This window comes from Zhenpiania hominis, from assembly GCF_014333425.1.
GTDB lineage: Bacteria > Bacillota > Clostridia > Peptostreptococcales > Anaerovoracaceae > Hominibacterium > Hominibacterium hominis.
Genome location: NZ_JACRYT010000010.1, coordinates 71,053 through 93,182 on the forward strand (window position 1 = coordinate 71,053; position 22,130 = coordinate 93,182).

Genomic DNA, 22,130 nt, shown 5'->3' on the forward strand with positions numbered 1-22,130 from the left:
GAGTCCGGAATCCTCAGCCCTTGTTTTGCTTTTATTTTCTAATCTTTACAGACTCCCTGGAAGAATAGCCGCTGTAAACCTTTTTCTTCCCAACTGTTCTGTAGGCCCTTACTTTGTAGTAATATCTCTTGCCTTTTTTCAGCTTTTTGTTGACAAATTTTACGGTCTTGCCCTTCTTTATAGTCTTAACCGCCTTGAATTTGCCGTTTTTCTTTGTGGAACGGTATACTTTGTAACCGTTTGCTCCCGCTACGCGTTTCCATGTGATCGCAGCGCTTCGCTTCGTCTTATTCTTCGCCTTTACGTTTCTGACTTTTGCAAGAACCGGTTTCGCGGAAACCGTCTTTGAATACGGGCTGTAAACGGTCTTTCCGCCCGTCGTCTTATACGCGCGTATGCGGAAGCTGTATTTTGTTCCTGTCTTCAGGCCGCTCTTTATATAGGCGGTTCCTTTCACCAGAGCAGCTCTGCCGTACTTTTTCGTGCTGTTGTTATATTGCAGGACTTCATATCCTGTTGCTCCGCTTACTTTGCTCCAGCTTATTTTTACTTTGTTGTAAGCAGCGCTCGCCGCTTTTACGCCTGCCGGCGCTTTCGGCACTGATGTTTCGGACGTCATATTATTGCGCTTTAACGCTTTGACCGCTGTATCTAAATCCTTCAGGGCGAGTTCTATCTCTTCTTGTGTCTGTGCCCATATTAAACTACTTTTTGCTGTTTTAATCGCTGCCTGCAGATTCCGATAGCTTTCTTTCGTATAATCGGCAGCTTTTATAGCTTCCGCTTCTTCAATTTCTTTTTCTAAGGTTTGTGTTTTTTCCAGCTTTACACAATCCGAAAAATCCAGATTAATGATCATGTCATAGGTTTTGTTCATATAATCCACATACGCGGAAATCCGATAGGTTCCATCTTCCTGTTTTACAAGAGGGAAAGAGAGTATTTCCGGAATTTCGATCTTTTCAACACTATCGCCTACAGAATATTCGGATTCAATCGTATTTTTTACAGTCACAGATTGTTTCACTCCTGTTTCATCATAATAATAGATATCCGATAGATTTGCATACATGGTAGACATACTGAAAAAGTCAATTATCATTTGTCTGTTTTTTACAATTAATTCCATACTCCCATCGTTATCTACATTAATCGCGCCTGTGTCTCCAAATGCCGAGGAAAAAGCTTCCTTTACTGGCGCAAGTGGAATTGATACGGTACATTCCAAAGAAAGCGGTACTGTATATTTACCCTGTTCCAATTCCGGCTCTAATGCAGTTATGGCTTCTTCCAAGCCCTGTTTCGCATTATCCAGTTCAGCCTGGCTTGCCGCATTTTCCAAAGCTGCTTTCGCCGCTGTCAACGCTTCCTGAAAATTCTGCCAGCTTTCTGCCGAGTAATTCTCCGCCGCATAGCTTTCCGTGGCTTTAATCAGCGCTTCCAATTCTTCTGTTTGCATTAAATTATCCAGATCTACTTTTAAAGTAATATCGGTAGGATGCGCGTCTCCACCCCCCAGAAAGTTATCCATAAAGTCAACCGTACAATTCAGCTTATATGCTCCCTTTTCTTGATCCTCTTGCTCAATCAGCGAAAATGTCATCTCATCCGGTACAGTAATTTCTTCTGTCTTGCTTGGATCCCCAAAAGTTGTTGAATATTTTGACTGTCTGGTGCTATTTACTGTGGCTTCATGTTTCTGCCCTTCTTTGTCATAATAAGAAAGGGTTTTGATGTTTGCATAATAGCTTCCCGACATTTCAATAATCATGTTTTGACTATGTACGGTAATGCTTTTGTTGCCCTCTGCATCGACGTTCAAAATGCCTTTGCTTCCAAACGCTTTTGAAAAAGCAGATTTAACAGCCGGTAACGGAGCGGTACTTTCGAGATCCAAAATAGGGATTATATATATCCCCTCTTTTATCTCGCTATTCTGCCCTTGTTCCGTTTCGATTGATTGTTGATGTGATATCTGATTCGTGGATGACATTTCGCTGTCTGTGCTATATTCTGCCGCCGATGCAACTGTCGGCATGGCCCCAATCAACATGACCAGCAAAATTGTGCTTGCTACTGTCCTTTTCAATTTCATTTTTCGTAAAGCTCCTTTCTGTTTTACGTCATTTCTCACTCATCCATCCACTATACTCTGATAGATAAAAATATAACTTGGTTAGCTTCATCTAACTTTTGCATTTAAATTTTATTCTTCGCGGCTATTTTTGTAAAGAGTTTTTTTGTTGCATCTTATGCGCATTTTTCCTTTCGTTTTGCCGGACGGGCAAGGGTGATGTATTCGCGGAGTGATTAAAATCTCAAAGTTTTGTCCTTTGTTGCATAGAATGCGCGACTGCATCTTATTTTCGAACAGATTTTTTCTCATAAGTATAATTTTAGAAGCGCGGTGCTCTCCGGCATATGCTCCTGCCCTACCGTACAGGTAAAAAACAGTTTTAATTCGCCCTGCAGGATATCGTCCTCCTGCAGGTAGACAAACTGCATGGCTTCCAGAGATAAGCTCGCGTAATCGGCGGATATCTTCGCCGATCGGATCTGGTTCTCATATTCGTATTTCATGGAGTTCATTTTTCCTTCCATTATCGCAAGCGTCTCCAGTGATTTCTGCTGAACCTTGCGGAGCTTTAACCGCAGCTCCGTTTTTCCCTTATATACGGACAAAATTGCCGGGTGTTCAAATGCTTCGTTTGCCATAGAATGCTGCAGCGGACCTCGTTTTCTTCCTTTGTGAATGGAGAATGCAACTTTATAATCTCCTCTGGAGATGTAACTATCAAGTTGATTCCCCCACAAAACAAGCTTGTGTCCTTTCTCGCCAAAGTAATTGCAGGCTTTGCACAGATCGCCTCCCTGTACCAGCAGTTTTCTTGTCTGCTCGGAGCAGTTTGCCAGAATCTGAATCGCGTCTTCGGCGGCTTCTGCTTCCGGAACGCCATTGTTCCGCATCCATTCCTGAATTTTTTCATAATTATAGTTCATGCGCTCAATGAAAGAGCTGCCATAGTCTGTAATCGAAAATCCGGAATCCAAGAGGTTCTCTTTTACGCAGACTGCCAAAACTCTGCTTACTGTAGAACGATTGACATGAAAGCTTCTCGCAACGTCGGAAAGTGACTTTTTTTCACCTTCCCCCGCTGCCAAAGCCATCAAATATTTTATTTGTGTCGCTGTCATATTCATCTTTCTTTCCCGTACCGTTTTCTAAAATCTGCTTTTTCCGTTCCATTCGAACTCAATTCAAGGTTAGTTAAAGCTAACCATTTTGTATTTTAACGCAGCCTGTTTCGTTTGTAAATAGAATTTTTCGTTCCCCTTCCATCCAGCTGAGAATCCGGAAAAATCCCCGTCCGGAAAACAGAACCCGAACGGGGACTTTTTTTACCGTCTGTTGTCTTTATTTCACTCTAATTCTTTTCGCGGCAGAATAAGCGCTGTAGACTTTTTTCCCGCCGACTTTGCGGTAAGCCCGTACTTTATAATAATAGCGTTTGCCTTTCTTCATTTTTTTCGTTGTATATTTTACAGTACGGCCTTTTGTAATTGTTTTTATCCGTTTATAACCCCTGGATTTCTTCTGGGAACGATAAATCTGATAGCCGCTTGCTCCATCGACTTTTTTCCAGCGGATCGTTACTTTCCGTTTTTTCGACTTCAGGGATACACGGGTCTTTTTCAGCGCAGGTTTTACGGATACTGCTTTCGAATAGTCTCCGTATATGGTAATTCCCTGAGAAACTTTGTATGCGCGTACTTTATAGGTATAGCGGGTCCCGGTTTTCAGTCCCTTGTCGTTCAGTTTTGCCGCTGATTTCGCGGAAATTTTTACAGAGCGGGTTTTTCCGCCGCCGGTACGATAAATTTCATAACCGGATACGCCGGAGACTTTCTTCCAGGTGACAGAGGCTGTGTTGTAAGAACCGGAAGATACCTTTACTCCACTTACTGCAGGCACCTTCACTGCAGGAGGCTTCTGCGGTTTCGGATCTTCGGAAGGTTTTTCCTCCGAATCTTCAAAACCTTCTTCAACACCGCTCCAATCCAGTTTCAGCAGTACGTCCTGCGTTCCGCTGCCCGGTGTGATAGAGTCCATAATCGGAACAAATACCTGCAGCGGCACATATCCGTCTTTGTCAGAAATCGCGGTAGGCACCAGACGGAATTTTACTTGATCCGGATAAAGATGCGCTTTATCGTTAAATTCATCGATAACGTCCGAACCGTCTTTGTTCTTCTGCGTGGAAAGCACCTGCGCCGATACCAGATCGCCCTGCGGCAATCCATTGGCTCCATAGGTATATCCTTCATCGTAATACTTAAGTTCCGATAAATATCCAAACAGATCGGAGATTTTCATCCCCTGGAAATCCAAGGTCAAGTAATAGGTTCCATCCTTTACTTCCAGCTTTGCTGTATGTCCGATCGCGTTGTTCGACATAGAATGGGTCTTGCGATCCGGTTTGAACATTTCTGCCGGGATGGAGTACGTTCCGTCTTTCAGCTCCCGTTCCGGATAAGAAACCGTTCCATCGCCCTGTCCGGAGTAAACCGCAATCTGATGTTGCAGATTCGCTGTTTTATTCGAAACCGTTTTTACAAGGCGGTAACGGCCTTTTTCATTTATATCCGCCGCTTTTACGCTTCCGGATTTCGCGTCTTCTTTCTGAGAAACCGTCTCCGATTTGAGGGTATGCCAAGTTCCATTCCGCAGTTCCTGGAGCTGTGTTTGTACCTCAAACGCGCTGACAGTTCCGGTGGAATCTGTCAGAATCGAATTTTTAATGGATTCTGACGAAAAATCAGGCAGATTCGCGTTTCTGAACTCAAGAAACTCTTCGACCGTGTCAACCGTTTCCTTTCCAAGGACTTTTTCCACTGCCTCTTTCACATATCCGGAAACATAGCCTCCCTTGCAGAGTGTCCAGAACCAGTAGTCAAAACCTGAAAGTTCAGAGGTATAAGAAAGTGTACCCTCTTCTGCTGTCAGAGAAATTCCAAGATCGTTTTTGGACGGATATTCTCCTGCTTTTTCCCTGAGAGTGTTCCGTTCCGTCTCGCTCAGATCATCCAGGTCGCATTGCTCGAGATCTACCGCGTTATACTCGAAAATACTGTCGAACTGCCCCTGAGCCTGCGCAACTTTTTTCAGCAGTACCGCAGGTGCAGTAATAATACTGTTTTTAGACACTTCCAGTTTCGTAAGATTCCCATTGCTGCTGATAAGGCTTTCCGGCACAGTATCCAGCAGATTGGCGCTGAGATTGATTTCTGTAACGGACGGCAGATTGTCCAGAGATGTTCCGATTTCCGCAATCTGGTTTTGATCGAGATCCAGCTGTTCCAGTTCCGGGATCTCCCGCAAGCCTTTCGGAACACTCGTCAGCTTGTTTTTCGAAAGCGAAATCCAGGTAAAGTTTTTCCTCTGTGGGAAAACGCCTTCGCTTACAGAAGTTATCTGGTTTTCTGCCAGATACACGCCAGTAATGCTTTCCATATCATCAAACGCGCCTTTTTCAATACGGGAAATCCTGTTATTACTCAGATCCAAGACCGAATCATTTCCGGTTCCGACTTGAGAAAGCCCGGAAAACAGGTCTTTACTGATCGAAGTCAACAGGTTCGTAGAGAGTTTCAGATCCTTGAGTTTAGAAAGATCCGAAAAGGCATCGTCTGCAATCTCAGAGATACAGTTTGCTGAGAGGTTTAGTGAAGTCAGCTTTGTGAAACCTTTCAGTTCATCATTCAACTCGGTAATACTGCAGCCGGAGAGATTAATGGACTCCAGGGATTTGTCCCCCAGCTTTTTCAGCCAGGAAATATCCTGCATAGCAAAATCATCGAAAACGCTGTAGTGGCTGCTCACTGTACTGTAGCTTAAATCCAGACTTTTTTCCTCAGCGGAGAACTGATAGGATTGCAGTTCGCTGTCAGAAACATAGCCATCGCGATCGGCATCCATGCCTTTTATCGTCATTAGTGCGCGGTTTTTTATTTTTTCTGTAGTCATTCCGGAATTGTTCACCGCAAATCCGGAAAACCCTTCCGTTACTGTATCGTCGAATACCAGTTTGACCTGCGTATAGCTATCGTAGCTCCCGTTCATTGCTTCCGATCCACCCATAGCCTGAACATTAACCGCAGCGATCAGATCGCCGCCGGAAAGAGAAGGAACCGGCAGTGTGTAAACCGCAGCCGTTATTTTTCCGGAAGCGTCTTTTTCCGGTTCTCTTTTGCCGTCTTTGATTGCACCTTTCCAAGTCCCCTCACTTCCCTGTACAGCAAAATCCAGCATGGAATCCGCATAAACCGTATTATAGAAAGAAGCGGTTATCGTTCCGTCCGCAGCGACAGAAAGTTTTACATTTTTATCAAAAAATCCTCCCAACATGGATTCTGTGCTGCTATTGTCAATTCGATAGGCTTTGAACGTCGCCGTATAAGTATTTCCGGCCTTCATTTCCGAAACAGGAATTACGTTCCCCTCTGAGGCGGTAGAGTCTGTGTCCTTCTGCGTAAGGGTTACACTATCCGGATCGGACAGATCCAGCTCCAGATGCTTGTTCTGAAACGCTTTCATTACAATATCCAGCGTGAGCGGTTCGGATGTGTTCCAGGCTTCCTTATCCAGATTGAGAGTCACAATCCCTTCGGATGTTTCTTCATTATACTGAACCGTAAATCCGCCGAGGCCTCCGTTGTATACGAATTTTTCCTCCTTCTCTCCCTGAGAAGCCTGAATGAAATAATCGGTGGCAGAAAGCGCATCTTCGGATACGGCATCATAATAAGTCCGATCGGATGTATAAAGCCGGATCGTATCATATTCTTTTCCCTGTGTCAGCTCAGCTTTGGAAATTCCGCCGAGGAGTTCCCAGGTATATACTGCGGAAGCTTCCTGGCTGGTTTCCATACCTTCTTTTACCGCAATCGCTTTCAGCGTTGTTGTTTTTTCGATAGAAACAGGTTTCTCTGCTTCATAAAGCGTGCTGTCCTCAGTCGGTGTTTTTCCATCTGTAGTGTAATAGATGGAAGCACCTTCTGTTTCACAGCTGATTTTCACTTCTGTTTTCTCACGGATAGCACCTCCCTCAGGTGAAAACACAGGCGTTTTTACCTGAGGCAGTTTTTTCTCAGCCGTATCCCAGGAAACGGTCAATGTATAGCTGCCTGCCGTTCCGTTTTTCAGGGTAAAGGTTCCGGTATAGTTTTTACCAAGACCGGCATAAGGAAGATCGATCATGGCAGTTCCTACGATCTCTTTATATCCGGAAGTTCCGGATGCCGGAGAAATTTCAACTTCCTTTAAATCGCTTTCCTCTTTGCTGTTTTCTGTCTGGTGGATGGTCAAAGCAGATACGGAATTGTCTGACCAGTCGGAGAGCATTGTCAGACGCAGTCGGCTCAGCTGCCCGTCTCCACCTGTATACGCCACAGCCTTTGTGTCGATCAATCCCGGAATATCATAATTTTCATCCTCTGCCTGAACAGAAACAGAGTATTCGCTGTCTGCTTCAAAATCCGGCAGAGTTGTCCTCTGAAACGCAGCGCTGGAAATGGTACTTGCGGCATATTGCTCCGGGACATATGCGATCGCTTTCACGGTCGCGCTCTTCGTCAGTGTAATCGGCTCTTTGTATTCCGTTCCCGTCTGCCCGCTGCCATCTGTATATGCGGGATCTGTGCCGTCAAGGGTATACAAAATGACTGCGTTTTCTGTTTCGCTTTCCAAAGTTACGGTCTGTGTTTTCTCAAACTCCCCGCCGGCAGGTTTGATCACAGGAGCCTTTGCGGCAGGCAAAACCTTTTCCAGTGTGCTCCAGTCAATTACCAGTTCCACATCGCTCTCTGCCGCGCTGTTTAATGTGCCGTGTCCTTTATAGGATCCGCTTTCATCCAGATACGGAAGGGTGAACGTTACCGTCCCTTTTACCGTATTGTATCCACTGGTTTCATCTTTCGGCGTAAACGTCAGATCTTCGATCGGCGTTTCACTGTCTTTTGGATAAAACTGCAGATCCGTAAACCACTCTGCTTCCCAGGAATCATAATTCATCCCTTCATAAAGGGTAAGCGTAAGCAGCGGGCTGCCTGTATCTTCTCCTGTTGTAATTTCTGCAGTTGTATTATAATAACCTGAAAAACTGCTGTACCAGCTGTCACTCGGTTTTTTCAGAGTGACTGCCGCACGATAGTTCGAATTTTTTGTGAACACCGGGGTCTTTTCATTTTCGTTTGTTTCCGCAAAAACACCTACGGAACTCATACTGAGCAAAAGTGTCAGAATCAGAAAAAATGCCAGCCCCCGACGCAGCCAGTGCTGTCCGGTGTGTGTATCCATGTTTTACTATCCTCCCATCTTTCGAGCTACCTTGATTTCCAACTTTCAAAATCTGAAATTTGAAATTCGAAACTATGATTAATTGGCGCGCCTTAAGTTAGCAATAACTAACTTTTACCGTTAAATTTTACCTTTTTTTATGGTTCTTGTAAAGAGGGGGGATGTTGCACTCTGTGCATAGTTTCTTTTGATTCCGCATTTCAGATAAGATCTCCCGATTCGTATCATGGTTGAAATTTCAAAACTCCATACTTTGTTGCATAGGATGCTCATCCGCGTTTTACTTTTTTATTCTTCTGCAATACGACAACACTCCACATGCTGGTCGCGGGGTCCGGCGCATTTAAAGTTCTTTTTTTGAAATTCCGGAAATAGCGTTTTAACGATATTTCCTGCATAATGTGTCAGCTTTCTTGTCTTTTCTGTTGAAGCGACAGAACTTTATTCATAGTCGCCAACGCAATTGCTGTTCCTATTAAAAAAGAGCCCATTAAATGGGACAGTACTTCTTAACAAAAAAGCCGCTGTCAGCACCAAATTTGAGTGTCCCCATTTGTTCTTGGAAAAAATGGGGACACTCAAAACAATTCGATATTTACGACAGTTTTAAGAAATGGTATAATACAAATTATAAGAAAATTCGTTCTATTATTTATATGGAGGATCCCGCTGATGAAACGAAACGGATACAGAGGACTTATTTTTCTGATTGCGGCTGTTTTTTTATTCGCCGCCCCCGCTCAGCCTGTTTTGGGGCTGACTGGTTCTGACTCTTCCAGTTCAAATAGCGATACGACCTGGGAATATCATCCGGATCGCATCATTCTTACGTTTAATGAAAACGTGACAAAAAAAGAGGTTTCTGAAATCCTTGAACAGGAAGATATGCAGCCGATCCTGTTCAGTGGGTCCGATAGGATCACCACCCCTGTTGACCTTCCGAAGGAACTGACTCCAGAGGAAGCGCTCCGGCTTATGAATCAAAAAAAGGAAATTGCGGCCGCCCAGCCGGATTACTGCCACCGATATGACGGCTACACAAATGATACGGAAATTTCTTCCGCAAAATACAGTTCAAATCAGAACAAGTATCATTATATATTCAAACTGGGCCTGGCCGGGCCGGGAAAGACCGCATGGGATTACGCCACTGGCAAAGGTGTAAATGTCGCTGTGATTGATGGCGGGGCCAATGTGAGTCATCTTGATCTTGCGGCCAATGTAAAGGGCTGCTATAATGCTGTGACAGAAAAAGAGGGGAAAGCTTCTGTCCCGCCTCTTGGAAGTCACGGAACGGCCACAGCCGGAATTCTGGCCGCAGTCGGAAACAATAAACGACTGAGCGCAGGTTCTGCTTATAATGCGAATCTTTATGTCATTAACGCTTTTCAGGAGCTGGAAGATGAGAATGGAAAATTTTATGGCGCTTATGATTCTGATATCATGCGCGGGATTCAATGGGCAGCCGGGAAAAACTGCCGGGTTGTCAGTATGAGTCTGAGTGGAAACGGTGAGCCCAATGAAGCTATGGAAAGTATGATTCGACAGTACTATTCCCAAAAAAGCAACAGTATTCTGTTTGTATCTTCCGGAGGAAACAGTAAAATAAATGAATACCGTTATCCGGCGTCCTACGATGGAGTTCTGTCCATCTCCGCCGTTAACTACGCCAGTGGGAAATACACGATCTCTCCAAATTCCACTTACAACAACCGCATTGATCTGGCTGCCCCGGGAAACGGACTTTACACTCTTTCCCATAGCAGCAATACAGCGGCAGCCACGGCCGGCGCAACCAGCGCTGCCACACCTTACACTGCCGGGGTCGCCGCACTCGTATTTCAGGCAAACCCCAGCCTGACCGCGGCTCAGTGCGCTCAAATTCTGACTTCAACCGCTACCGACGCCGGGGCGCGCGGATATGACGTTCATTATGGATACGGCGTCATTAATCCTCTGAAAGCGGTTCAGAAGGCGATCTATAAAACGGATTCCAAAGCTCAGCAGATTTCGGGAGTCAGCTCGTCCTATAAAAAAGCCTACACTGCCAGCAGCTTTACGTTAAAGCCGATTCTCTCCGGTTCCGGTACCGCGTCCTACAAATCGAGCAATTCCAATATTGCCTCTGTATCCGCTTCCGGCAAAGTAAATCCAAAGAAAATCGGTAAAACGACGATTACGATTTCCGTCCCTGCATCGGGGATTTTCCGGAGCGCGTCCAAAAAAATCGCCCTGACGGTCACACCAAAAACAGGGAAAATCCGTTCCGCAAAAAATATAAAAAGCCGAAAACTGAAGGTAAAATGGAGCAGAGATAGAAAAGCTTCCGGCTATCAGATTAAGTTGGCAAAAAATAAAAGGTTTAAAAAAGCCAAAACCTACTGGGCAAGAAAAAATTCGACTACAAGCAGAACCCTTGCAAAGCTCAAAAAGGGAAAACGTTACTATATAAAAATTCGCGCCTACAAAAAATCAGGAGGTAAAAAGATCTATGGCTCCTACAGCAAAGTAAAACAGATAAAAATCAGACGCTAGAGAGGAATGATCAGCCCGCCCATAATGATTTCCATCATTTCCTCGGTCAGCTGCATATCCCAGCTGTAATTATCGTTTTTCGTCAGGTTTATGGTAATCGTCTCGGTCTGCAGCTTTGTACTTTCGCTGGCTTTTTCCGTCTGGTTGGCAAAGATAGACAGGCATTTGGCGTTAAGCTTTTTCTTGCTGAGGTTTCCGGAGTACAGATTATCCTGCATATAGTTGTAGGCCCTTTTCTGATAATTTTTCAGGACCTTGCTAAAATCCACATTGGAAACCTCAGCTGTAACCGTAGCCTGGGTTTCTTCTTCATTTTTCTCTGTGGAAAGAATTTTATAGGAAAAATTTTTAAAAATGCTATCATACATTTTATTCAAATCCGCTTGTTTTCCCTTGCTATGCAACAGCATATTAATATCTTCATTTTCTGTATACAAAATCAGGACATCTTCGTTCTTTGTCTTCAGTCCCTTAAAAAAATCGTTTACCACTTCTTTTGGCTCTGTCAGAGTCAGACTGCACCCGCAGAGGGCCAGCATAACTGCCGTTAGCACCAGCAGAGCCCCAAACCTTCGTTTCATGATTTATCCATCTCCTAACTGGCTGTTTTCTTTTCATTATAGCAGTTCCAATATATGAAATCCGAACTTTTTTCTAAATTTCACATTCTTTTTCGAAATTTGTAGTATACTTTTAGGTAAGCTTGTGGAATATCGGAAAGTTATCCACAGATTTATCAACAATCAGTGAACAGTTTTAACAGCCTTTGAAAGGATCGATTATGGAATCTGCAAAGAAAAAAAGAAGATCAAAAAATAGTTTCTTGATTCTTCTTGTTATCGATTTATTTCTTTTTTTACTTTTATGCGCTACGATTGCCGGAGGTTTTTTTGCCGCGAAAGTATTCGCCCAGCAGGTAAAGGAAACGGACGAGGCAAAGGTTCAAACCATGTACGCAAAAGCGGAGCAGGCGGAAAAAGTCAATATCCCCAACGCGCTCCGCTCTTATACGGCTGAGCGGCTTACGGATCAGGAAGCGATTCCCGCCTATTCCGTGTCAGAAATCTATAATTTGGATTTAAGAGAGCCCAGCGGCGTAACAGCCGCGGATCTGGAGCTGGTTACCAGCGACGGATTGGTTGGTCTGGAAGAAGCTTTTGTCAACGCGGAAGAAAAATATGGAGTTAACTGCGTCTTTCTCATGTCCATCGCTTCTTTGGAAAGCGCCAAAGGGACACAAATGTTCCGCCCAAACAACATGTTCGGCTATGGGCAAACCGGCTTTTCCTCCAAAGCGGAAGGGATTAATGTTGTCGCCAAAGGACTTTCCACCCGCTATCTGGATCCCAGCGGCAGCCTCTACGGCGGGAGCCCCACTGTGAAAGGCGTCAATAAAAGGTATGCCGCCAATCCTCAGTGGTATGTCAAGGTCGCGAATTATATGGAGGAATACTACTCGGTTATCAGTCAGCGGCACAACGAGGCCCTCGACGCAATCAATTGATTTCAAAAACAAAAATCCGGATACAGGCAGATGTCCGCTATCCGGATTTTCTCTATTTTATTTCCAAAGTTTTTCCGGATAAAGTCCCTTGTCTTTCATAGACTGAAGCGCGCCCATCACCATTTCCTTGTCCGCCCGATAGGTCACTCCATACCATTTATCCTGAGTAGGAAGGACCTTCACAGTTGCCTTTTCTTCTTTTATCAGCTGATCCGCTACAGCCGGAAGATAAAATTCTCCTTTTAAAGGATTTTCTTCCATCGCCTGCTCTAGAAATACCGGAAACCGTGCCTGCATCTCTTTCATCATACTCTGCGTAAATCCCCAGAAATTCATGGAAACCGTAGTATCCGCGGGAAGGATATTCCAGGTTTCTCCATCATCTTCCGTATAGGCGATCCCCTCGGACCTGCGCATAATTTTCGTCCGCTCCGTAACCTGCGTCAGATTTCCATCCTCCGCGATTTCGCAGACTCCACGAGCCACATGCCCATTTTCCGTAATCGTATTTTCCAGACGGAAACCAACCATGCAATAGGAGTACTTTTCGCCGTCCTCATTGTGAATGAGGAAGTCATAAATACTCTGAAATCCCCCTGGTCCATAATAATCATCCGCGTTAATGACCGCGAAGGGCCCGTCAATCTTTTCTCTGCAGCTTAAAACCGCGTGAGCTGTGCCCCACGGCTTTTCCCGTCCTTCCGGCACCTGAAAGCATTCCGGAAGATCATCCAGCTTCTGAAACGCGTAATCCACCTGTAGGAATCTTCCAGCTCGCTCATCAATCAGGGCGCGAAAATCGCCTTCCATTTCTTCTTTAATTACGAAAATAACTTTTTTAAATCCTGCCAGCATCGCGTCGTATAGGGAAAAATCCAGAATAATTTCCCCTTTATCTGTGATCGGATCCATCTGCTTGAGTCCACCGTAGCGGGATCCCATTCCTGCTGCCATTATGATCAATGTTGGTTCTTTCATAAAGCTTCCTCTTTTCGCTAAGTATTTTTCCTATTATACCACTAAACATCCGCTTGCGTAACCATCCTCGCCTGATTTTCCGATTTTCCTTGCCAGCATCGCGTACCTGCTATAATTTAAGAAAGGGTGGTGGGAGAAGGAAATGCCTTGTGATTGTTTCTCTAGTTCTTTCGGCTGTTCTTCACAAACAGGTAGTTATTTTAAGTCTCAAAAAAATTGAATTCGTGCTATAATAGACGAAAAAGCAGGGAAAGGAAGTTACTATATAATGGATTACCATAACAAGCCCCGTATTTTCGTCATTGGTTTTATGGGAAGTGAGAGAAAGGGTACGGCAGAAAAAATCGCGAAAGAGCTGAATTACCGATTGGTTGATCTGGACCGGGAGATCGAACAGGAAGACGGCCGTAGCATACAGCGAATCTGCATGACCATGGGGGAGCATGAATATCGTAACAAAGAATATGAATCACTGGAAAAACTGGCGGGCCAGAATCGTATTGTCGTCGCATGCGGAGACGGGACCATCCTTGATGAAATGAACCGGGAAATTTTAGAAAAAAACTGCGTCATCATCGCGGACCGCGAAACACCAGTGGAGATTCTCTGGGAAAGGGCGCGCGCGGAGCAGGAATCCTCTCCCTATGCTTTTATGCACCAAAGCGATGACAAATTGAAAAAAGAAAAATTTATCAATCTTTACGAACAGAGAAAATCCCTGTATAATCAATTTGGATAAACGGGCCGGGAGGTTTACTATGATTTACAAAAGCGAAGATTCGGAACGGAGGGCAGCCTTTGCTACCGCAGATAAAATGGCCGCAGCGGCAAAAACAGCGCCCAAAGGATCCGGTAAAGATAAAGTGATCACACTGATTCTGGATGGCAACGACAAAACGGTTCTCAGCGCTCATATGCGCGATATCGCGGAGGAAACCGGCGCGGCCTTCTTTGAGAGAGATGCCGGAAATGTAGACGCGAGCCAATGCGTTGTTTTAATCGGAGTGCGATCCGAACCCTTTGGCATGGATCACTGCGGTATGTGCGGATTTAAAAACTGCGGTGAAATGGCAAAGGCAGGAGCTAACTGCGCGTTTAATATCACCGATCTGGGCATTGCCATCGGTTCGGCGGTTTCGGTTGCGGCGGATAACCGGATTGACAACCGGGTGCTCTACTCAGCCGGACAGGCGGCGCTCCGCATGAACTGTTTCCCCTCCGATGTACGCGTATGCTTTGGAATCCCACTTTCCACAACGTCAAAGAGCATTTTCTTTGATAGAGATCCAAATCATGTAATGTTATGAAAAAAAGAGGCTGATCCATTTGATAAAACTTATGGAGACAAGCCTCTTTCCTTTCTGTTATGCGCGATCGGATTTATTGGATTTTCTGTTTTCTCCGCGCGTCGCACTTTTCTACAATCACGATAATCCCTACCAGAACCGCGGCTCCCAGCGCCCATCCTGCCAGCACATCGCTGGGGAAATGAACGCCCATATAAATTCGGCTCAGCCCGATAAAAATCCATGGGACTGCCAGCGCCACGGTAAGAATATTCGCGGCTTTTCGGTTCTTCACATATTTCCTTACCAGATAAATCAGCAGCCCAAATACCACCATACTGGTAATTGAGTGCCCGCTGGCAAAAGAATAGCCTCCTTCCTCAATCAGATGAAGGCTCTCCTCCGGGCGTGGCCGTTTAAAGATAAGCTTGATTATTCGGTTGAAAATCGTAACAAAAATTGCTCCCGCGGAAACCGGCACGCCGTATCGCAGCCGCGTTTTCCGAAATAGCAGAAGTACAATGCACAGCAGAGTAATCGTCTGCCAGTTGCCCATATACGTGATAACTTTCAACACCTCCGTCAGCGCAGGATTTCGAATCGAATACACCCATTCTCTTATGGGATCATCGAACCATTGCAGATTTCCCGTTACCATCAGAATCGCCAGCAAAACAAACAGCACCAGCCCTGCCGCGAAAATAACGCCTCTCTTTTTTTTCATAAACGTTCCGCCTTCCCATTACAGTATATTTCTTTATTATATACGTTTTTCCCGAAAACTTCATCCGTTTTCTTGCTGGCGCAGGAACCCTGTGATATAGTAAAGATACCAAAATCAGGAGGGCGTACTTATGAAAATCTTTCGAAATATCCCTGCCGCAGTAAAGCTCTACAGCGCGCTGAAGCAATTCAATCCATATAAAACCGCCATTGAAGACGCGAAAAAGAAGGGGGATTACGAGCGGGAACGGGAAAACATCCAGGCTGCGGAATCCATCTGGTCCAAACACGTTATGGACATGTTCGGCGCTCAGCTGGTCGTTCATGGAAAAGAAAACATTCCATCGAAAGGACCTGTGGTTTTTATCGGAAATCATCAGGGTTACGCGGATATCATCGCTTATTTCGCCGCCCTCAGCCCATCTCTGGCCTACGGCTATGTAGCAAAAGACGATCTTGGAAAGATTCCTTTCTACGGACCCTGGATTGTCCGCATCCGCAGCGTACTCATAAAAAGAAACGATCCCCGCGCCTCCATGCGGGCCATTGACGAAGGAATTGAACTGATAAAAAAGGGCTTTTCCCTCATGATCTTTCCCGAAGGGACGAGAAGCAAGGGACCGGAACCCGGCTCCTTCAAAAGAGGCGCGTTTAAGCTGGCTACGAAACCAGGAGTTCCTATTATTCCCGTATCCCTGAACGGGAGTTACAAAATGTATGAGGAAACCGGCATCATGAAGGGAGCCCGTATAGATGTGAAGGTCCATCCTCCGGTTGAAACAAAGGGACTTTCCCGGCAGGAGGAAAAGCAGCTGTGTCTGGATGTGGAAAAGACGGTGAAGGATGGAATTCGGGAACTGCAGGAGATTCAGGAAAACTGCAACAGAAATTTGTAAATTTGAAGGCTATTGAGTTGATTTTGCAATGCAAATAGCATATAATATAAGTGCAATAAACTTGAAAAGGAGTTGATACAATGGCTAACACGACAAATTTCAGCGTCCGTATGGACAGCGACATCAAAAAGCAGTGTGAAAAACTTTACAATGAATTGGGTGTAAATCTCACTACAGCGATCAACGTGTTTCTGCGCCAGTCACTCCGCGCCGGTGGCTTTCCCTTCGAGGTCAGGCTGGAACAGCCTAACAAAGAAACCATTGCCGCCATGTTAGAGGCAGAACGAATTGCGCATGATCCCAACGTGAAACACTACTCCAACGTGGAAGAAGCTCTCCAGGAGCTGAAACGGTGAAGCGCGACATTGTTTGGACGACAAAGTTCAAAAAGGATTACAAGCTGGCGATGAGGCGCCACATGGACATCGACCTGTTGGATAATATTATCCGAACCTTGGCACGGGGTGAAAAGCTGCCAGACAAAAACAAAGATCACGAGCTTACTGGCGATTGGGTAGGTCATCGGGAATGTCACATCCTTCCGGATTGGCTACTCATCTACCGCATAGAGGATGATTTACTTGTTCTGACACTGGTCCGCACCGGGTCGCACAGTGACCTGTTCGGCAAATAAATCGTCTGCCGATGTATAAAATTCAAAGGGATGTCACTTCAATTAAAGCTTTGTATGGCAGCCGCCCTGCTATTTACGCGTCTTCCCCGCCGGGAACCAGATTTCCATCGGTTGCTTCATCCGGCGCTTCGGTCTGCGGGCTTTCAGTCGGCTCATCTTCCGGTTCATCTGCAGGCGCTTCGGTCTGCTCCTGCCGATCGATTTGCTGCGTCTGCTGTGTCCGCGCCGGCTGGCTTCCCCCATTATTCGCGTCTTTATAAACAAAGAAGTAATAATAGGCCCCTCCAGCCGCAAGAGCCAGAAGCAGCAGCATAATGATAATCGTAGCGATTACAGCGCCCGCGCTGCTTCCTTTTTTCACCGTTTTATGTACCGGGCGTTTTCCTCTGGGCGCCCTGGGAGCCCGCGGAGCTCTGGGCGCGGAAACGCCGGATCTCTTCGATTTTTTTGTTTTGGTCTTTGAAGATGATCGTCCATTTTGCCTTCTTTCTTCATATTGTCCACTCTCATCCTCTTCTTCCCTTAGTTGCTGTACAGGCCAGCCGCATCCCGGGCAGTTCTCCGCATACTCGGATATCTGCCTTCCGCATTCCGGACATCTTATTAATGCCATAATCCATTCCCCCTTTTAAACAATTTACTATTCAGACAGCGGCTCTTCCGGCTGCTCCGCGGGAGCTTCCGTCGCAGGCTGAGTTGTCGGCTGCGCGGTTGTCGTCTGCCTTGTTGTCTGCTTTGTCGTTTGCCGTTTTGTAGTTTCGCGCTGCGTCTGTTTTCTTGTCGTTTCCCGGGTAGATCGCTGCGTTTCTCTTACTGCATCATCATCGGAATCATCGTTGTTATCGTCATAGCTGTCATTATTTTCATAACTATTATAGTCACTGTATGTCTCTTCCGTCGCTGCATCGGAATCATTTCCCAGACTGTCCTTCGGCCTGTCCGATGAAGCCATAACGAAATAATAGATCAGCCCTCCCGCAATCAGAACCAGAATCACGATCAGAATAATAAGAGCTTTCCAGTTCTTTTCTTTGGACTGCTTTTTTCCCTTTGATCTTGAGCCTGAATTTGAATTTGAAGATTTTTTCTTCCTGCTTTTCGGCGCGAGAGCGCTTTCTGAATTTTTTACAACTCGCTCCTGGCCCGGTTTCCGCTGCTGTCTGCTTTGTCCTGCTCTTGCTTCCTCCAAAGCCCTATTCAGTTCCTCCTGGCTGTAGACCTGCGTATTCGTCTTCCTCTTCGTTTGATTTGGATCCCAGTTCCGATCGTCAACCTGGTTTTCCTGGGCAATATCGGACATCGGGCAGCCGCAGTTTGGGCACGCCTTCGCGAATTCCGATACATATTCGCCGCATTCCGGGCATTTGAGCATTGCCATAACCGTTTCCCCCTTTTCTGGATTTGAATAGATTATATCAAGTTTCAGGAAGAAGGGCAAATTTTTGCAGGCAGATATTTTACAAATATTACCTGCTATACTCGGAAACTTTCACGTCCATGATGCTGATATTCGCCACCCTGGAATCCTTTCTCATATTCCGCAGGTTTTCCGGAGAAGCGAAGGTTACAAGGGAGTACACCTTGACTCCGTTTTTCTTTATATAAGCCAGTGCCTCTTTGTATTGCTCCTTTTGCAGTTCCCCATCCGGAATGGCGCCCATAAAATCATCGCTATCAAGCAAATATTCCAGCATATTCTGAAAGTGAAGGGCCCATTCTTTAGGCGTTTCCGCATCCGTATTGCACAGGTAGGGGTATTGTTTCGAATCGTAAGCGTCCTTTTCCAGAACGTTTCCCGATGAACCAGGTATAAAGCCCAAGTGATTTGCAGAGATTTTCCGTTCTCCCAGAGCAGCTATCGCGCGCGTTCCATAAACCTGATTCCGATCCATGATGTCCCGCAGCTCTTCCAGGGAAAGGGCCTTTTTAAAATTTACCGCGCATTTCACATAGGCGCTTTCCGGAAGCCTGGCAAGCTCTTTCACATAAAATCGGTCATCTCTTTTTTCAGTAACTTCCTTTCCATTTTCTATGTAAGTCTCTGTCACCTCAAAATCATCGGTAATGTGATTCAGCTTAAAGGTATCGTAAAAGGAATCTTCGTCGAATTTCCCCTTGTTAAGGAACAAGCTTTCTTCCGAGGACTGTAATCCGGAAGAAAAACCGCACTTTATAGAATAGCTGCCGAATCCTTCCGGTTTCGCCAGAGCGTAGCTGTAATTCTGGTCCACGCAGTGAAGCTCTGTAAAAACATGCATTGGAACATCAAGGACCGTCGAAGCCTCACCGGCCGCCTCTGAAGGATCGTAATAGATGCGGTTCATAAGAGGGGAAAGGCCGAAAATCAGAAACATGACAATCGCGATGACAATGGCTCCGGTTGCCACTCCCGCTTTTAAAAACCTTCGGCTGACTGATCGCCTGATATTTTTCAGACTTTCCTCCGTACTTTTTTCTCTTTCTCCGGAAAAATCAGCGCTTTCACTCAGCTCCAGGCCATAGATATAATCGGAAATTTCTCGAATCTTTTCCATTTCCTGTTCCAGATCCCGGCGCTCATCCTCACTGAGAGTACCATCCTTATATTTTTGTATTTTCTCTTTGTATCCCATATCTTATTCCTCCTTTTTGATCTCTTTCATCAGCTTCGCTCTGGCCCGATGCAGGGTAACCCGCACGCTTCCCGGAGAAACTCCCAGCAGAACGGCGGTTTCCATTCCACTTAGTCCTTTCTGGTAAAAACACTCGATCATCTTCCGTTCAGCCAAAGAAAGCTTTTTTAAATGCTTCCGCAGAGTCTGGCTTTCTTCTTTTTGAAGGATCAAAGCCAGCGGATCTCTCTCATCCGAAGGCGTTCTCTCTCCGAAAGACTCTGCCGGAATTTCTTTTCCGTTTTTCCGCACCCAGTCAATATAAAGGTTTCTTGCCACCCGGTAAAGCCACTGAGCAATATATTCGGGTTCTTCCGGCAGTTTCAGCAAAACCAGCACAAAGGTTTCCTGAGCCAGATCCTCTGAAAGTTTCTCATCTCCCGAAAGCTTTCTTAAAAAAGAATACACACGTTCATAATAAAGCCCGTAAAGCTTCTCAAGTTCTTTCTTTTCCATCGCTTTCCCTCTCACCTGTATAACGAATACACACCGATTTTTGTTACACACTTTTTTCAAAAAAAAGCGGCGCAAACAGAGCATGTTCTTCTCTCGCTTGTGCCGCTCTATCTTTGCTATTTATGTATGGCTCCTCGCTTATTCCACGGTTACCGCTGTGCCGGAAGCGGTTACCATCAGCATTCCGTTATCAGAGCCCAGCACTTCATAGTCAATATCCACTCCGATTACAGCATTAGCGCCTAAAGATGCGGCTCTCCGCTTCATTTCTTCCAACGCTTCATTGCGGGCGTTGCAGAGCTCGTCTTCATATCCCTGGCTCCGGCCGCCGAACATATTGCGCAGCCCCGCTCCGATATCTTTGAAAAAGTTAATTCCCGTAATTACTTCGCCGAACACAATATCTTTGTATTCTACTACCTTTCTTCCCTCTACCGCATTTGTCGTGGTTACAACCATTTCAAAACCTCCAATCCGATAAGCGCTTTCTCATCCGCTTATCTACACACAATTTGCGTTAACTGACAGCTTTATTATATTTTACCGGATCCTGCCGCGTCAACTGGAAATTCAAGTTCCTTTGCGCAGAATATCCAGATATGCTTCATAGGCAAAGGCGGATCTGGAGGAAGTGGATTTGGCACGAAAGACTGATACGCTATTTTGCCCGACAAGTTTGATTTATAATGACCTGCACGGTTGTTCATTTGCGATGGCTCCTTTCTTGGAACTTGAAATAAAAAAATCAATTATGACTTTAGTATGCATCACAGACCATGTGCCAATCATTTCCTAAATAGTCTGTTTTCTAACTTTGCGATATTTCTGATTCCTGCTGCTGGGTTTATCCGGGATCGTCCGTTCTATGAGCCCGGCTTCCAGCGCGGGTTTCAGATAATTCTTTCGGAAGGTAGGCCTGTGTGAAAGACCGAGACGTTTCATCAGTTCAGCGGCTGAAAGGGTCTGATTTCCCAAAACCTTTAATAGTTCCAAAACAAAGTCATTATCCTGGTCGCTACCCTGGTCGCTATCCTGGTCGGTCTGTTCATGAATAACTTCTACCTCACTTAGCGTATCCCGAATAATTTCCAACATCAATTCGGCAAATACTGCACTATCCGCATCCTTATCTGCTTGAGCAAGACTATCATAATATTCCTGTTGCCGCGATTTAATAAGTTCTTCTATAGGCAACCAGAAAAAAACTTCTTTCCACTGCCCAAGCAGCAGACTATGCCACATTCTTCCTATTCTTCCGTTTCCATCCGCGAAAGGGTGGATAAATTCAAATTCATAATGAAAAACCGCGCTCTTAATCAGCGGATGCATAGATGAACGCTGATACCACTCAAATAGCTGCCTGATCTGTTCCGGTACAAATTCCGCTGGTGGAGCCATATGTATCAGAACATCGCCATCAAATACACCTACCCCTCCGGAGCGAAAACATCCGTTTTCTTTCATAAGTCCTCTCATCATCACTCTATGCGCGGTGAGCAAATCTTCAATAGAAGCAGGATCAAACTGGAGCATCATCTCATACGCTTCATAAGCATTTTGAACTTCTCTGACCTCATTCGGATTTCCAAGTACACGCTTTCCATCTATAATCGCTGTAACCTGTTCCAGAGTCAGAGTATTGTGCTCAATCGCTAAAGAAGAATGGATTGTCCGAATCCGGTTTTCTCTGCGAAGATGTGGATTAATATGTTGATCTTTCTGCAGAGATATACGTCCAACCTGCTCACTGATTTCTGATATTAAATTTATCATCTTATCCGTTATATGAAACGGAGGTTTGTAGCTGTTCATAAGGTTTCCTTCCCGTATAATTGCCCTTATTCATTCTCCTTAAATCTATTATAACAAAAAATTTAAAAATTAAGATCCTTGATTTTCCTGTAATCCTTTTATCAACAAATCAAAATTCTTAGAACTTGTTACTAATTTTTCAAGGCTTCCAGAGTGGGTGAAAAGGGGAGACTCGCGAATTTTGCTTTTAAACTCAAAATCACATCAAAAAAACGTTGAAAAATTAGTAACAAAATTGAAAAAATCGAAAGTGTTGATAATTTCCTTTTCATTCTTGCTTTTTTTGCGCTGTCGTGGTA

Annotated in this window: 19 protein-coding genes; 7 read left to right on the forward strand and 12 right to left on the reverse strand. The window is 45.1% G+C overall.

Going from position 1 to position 22,130, the window contains the following annotated elements:
* Positions 1–31: 31 nt before the first annotated feature.
* The 3 genes from H9L42_RS10115 to H9L42_RS10125 form a co-directional block, all read right to left on the reverse strand.
* Positions 32–2,095 carry a fibronectin type III domain-containing protein gene (locus tag H9L42_RS10115; protein WP_187303286.1) on the reverse strand — a complete coding sequence of 688 codons (2,064 nt, stop codon included), beginning with the start codon at positions 2,093–2,095 and terminating at the stop codon, positions 32–34.
* A gap of 287 nt (positions 2,096–2,382) precedes the next feature.
* Positions 2,383–3,201, reverse strand: a complete 819-nt coding sequence (locus H9L42_RS10120) for a MarR family transcriptional regulator (protein ID WP_187303287.1) — start codon at positions 3,199–3,201, stop codon at positions 2,383–2,385.
* A 214-nt stretch (positions 3,202–3,415) separates the two neighbouring features.
* Positions 3,416–8,356, reverse strand: a complete 4,941-nt coding sequence (locus tag H9L42_RS10125; RefSeq protein WP_187303288.1) for a chitobiase/beta-hexosaminidase C-terminal domain-containing protein — start codon at positions 8,354–8,356, stop codon at positions 3,416–3,418.
* Between the two features lie 672 nt (positions 8,357–9,028).
* On the opposite strand from H9L42_RS10125, the gene H9L42_RS10130 reads away from it, so the two are divergent.
* Positions 9,029–10,891, forward strand: coding sequence for a S8 family peptidase (locus tag H9L42_RS10130; protein WP_243235747.1), 1,863 nt, complete (start codon positions 9,029–9,031; stop codon positions 10,889–10,891).
* Here H9L42_RS10130 and H9L42_RS10135 read toward each other — a convergent pair.
* The gene (locus H9L42_RS10135; protein WP_187303289.1) at positions 10,888–11,472 is read right to left on the reverse strand and encodes a hypothetical protein; all 585 of its coding nucleotides are present in this window, start codon (positions 11,470–11,472) and stop codon (positions 10,888–10,890) included. The genes H9L42_RS10130 and H9L42_RS10135 overlap by 4 nt on opposite strands.
* 200 nt (positions 11,473–11,672) lie before the next feature.
* Here H9L42_RS10135 and H9L42_RS10140 point away from each other — a divergent pair, with 200 nt between their 5' ends.
* Positions 11,673–12,395 (forward strand): glucosaminidase domain-containing protein, encoded by a 723-nt coding sequence (locus H9L42_RS10140; RefSeq protein WP_187303290.1) that lies wholly within the window; start codon positions 11,673–11,675, stop codon positions 12,393–12,395.
* A 57-nt stretch (positions 12,396–12,452) separates the two neighbouring features.
* Here the strand turns inward: H9L42_RS10140 and H9L42_RS10145 are convergent, their stop codons facing one another.
* Complete coding sequence (locus H9L42_RS10145) at positions 12,453–13,373, reverse strand: nucleotidyltransferase family protein (protein WP_187303291.1); 921 nt, start codon at positions 13,371–13,373, stop codon at positions 12,453–12,455.
* A 268-nt stretch (positions 13,374–13,641) separates the two neighbouring features.
* On the opposite strand from H9L42_RS10145, the gene H9L42_RS10150 reads away from it, so the two are divergent.
* Together H9L42_RS10150 and H9L42_RS10155 are read left to right on the forward strand one after the other, a co-directional pair.
* The gene (locus H9L42_RS10150) at positions 13,642–14,112 is read left to right on the forward strand and encodes a shikimate kinase (RefSeq protein ID WP_187303292.1); all 471 of its coding nucleotides are present in this window, start codon (positions 13,642–13,644) and stop codon (positions 14,110–14,112) included.
* A gap of 19 nt (positions 14,113–14,131) precedes the next feature.
* On the forward strand, positions 14,132–14,680 hold the full coding sequence (locus H9L42_RS10155) for a ferredoxin domain-containing protein (protein ID WP_187303293.1): 549 nt from the start codon (positions 14,132–14,134) through the stop codon (positions 14,678–14,680).
* 73 nt (positions 14,681–14,753) lie between these two features.
* On the opposite strand, the gene H9L42_RS10160 is transcribed toward H9L42_RS10155, so the two are convergent.
* Positions 14,754–15,383, reverse strand: coding sequence for a phosphatase PAP2 family protein (locus H9L42_RS10160; RefSeq protein ID WP_187303294.1), 630 nt, complete (start codon positions 15,381–15,383; stop codon positions 14,754–14,756).
* A gap of 130 nt (positions 15,384–15,513) precedes the next feature.
* Here H9L42_RS10160 and H9L42_RS10165 point away from each other — a divergent pair, with 130 nt between their 5' ends.
* From H9L42_RS10165 to H9L42_RS10175, 3 genes are all read left to right on the forward strand, one after another.
* Entirely contained in the window at positions 15,514–16,278 is a 765-nt protein-coding gene (locus tag H9L42_RS10165) for a lysophospholipid acyltransferase family protein (protein ID WP_187303295.1), read from the forward strand.
* 80 nt (positions 16,279–16,358) lie between these two features.
* On the forward strand, positions 16,359–16,634 hold the full coding sequence (locus H9L42_RS10170; protein WP_187303296.1) for a type II toxin-antitoxin system RelB/DinJ family antitoxin: 276 nt from the start codon (positions 16,359–16,361) through the stop codon (positions 16,632–16,634).
* A complete protein-coding gene (locus H9L42_RS10175; RefSeq protein WP_187303297.1) occupies positions 16,631–16,912 on the forward strand; it encodes a type II toxin-antitoxin system mRNA interferase toxin, RelE/StbE family in 282 nt (93 codons plus the stop codon). The genes H9L42_RS10170 and H9L42_RS10175 overlap by 4 nt, the downstream gene beginning before the upstream one ends.
* Before the next feature lie 73 nt (positions 16,913–16,985).
* Here the strand turns inward: H9L42_RS10175 and H9L42_RS10180 are convergent, their stop codons facing one another.
* The 6 genes from H9L42_RS10180 to H9L42_RS10205 all read right to left on the reverse strand — a co-directional run bounded on the left by H9L42_RS10180 (position 16,986) and on the right by H9L42_RS10205 (position 21,831).
* A complete protein-coding gene (locus H9L42_RS10180) occupies positions 16,986–17,525 on the reverse strand; it encodes a zinc ribbon domain-containing protein (RefSeq protein WP_187303298.1) in 540 nt (179 codons plus the stop codon).
* Positions 17,526–17,552: 27 nt separating this feature from the next.
* Entirely contained in the window at positions 17,553–18,290 is a 738-nt protein-coding gene (locus H9L42_RS10185; RefSeq protein WP_187303299.1) for a zinc ribbon domain-containing protein, read from the reverse strand.
* Between the two features lie 88 nt (positions 18,291–18,378).
* The gene (locus tag H9L42_RS10190) at positions 18,379–19,524 is read right to left on the reverse strand and encodes an anti sigma factor C-terminal domain-containing protein (RefSeq protein ID WP_187303300.1); all 1,146 of its coding nucleotides are present in this window, start codon (positions 19,522–19,524) and stop codon (positions 18,379–18,381) included.
* A gap of 3 nt (positions 19,525–19,527) precedes the next feature.
* A complete protein-coding gene (locus H9L42_RS10195) occupies positions 19,528–20,019 on the reverse strand; it encodes an RNA polymerase sigma factor (RefSeq protein ID WP_187303301.1) in 492 nt (163 codons plus the stop codon).
* A 138-nt stretch (positions 20,020–20,157) separates the two neighbouring features.
* Complete coding sequence (locus H9L42_RS10200) at positions 20,158–20,478, reverse strand: putative heavy metal-binding protein (protein ID WP_187303302.1); 321 nt, start codon at positions 20,476–20,478, stop codon at positions 20,158–20,160.
* Between the two features lie 333 nt (positions 20,479–20,811).
* Positions 20,812–21,831 carry a Fic family protein gene (locus tag H9L42_RS10205; protein WP_187303303.1) on the reverse strand — a complete coding sequence of 340 codons (1,020 nt, stop codon included), beginning with the start codon at positions 21,829–21,831 and terminating at the stop codon, positions 20,812–20,814.
* Positions 21,832–22,130: the final 299 nt, after the last annotated feature.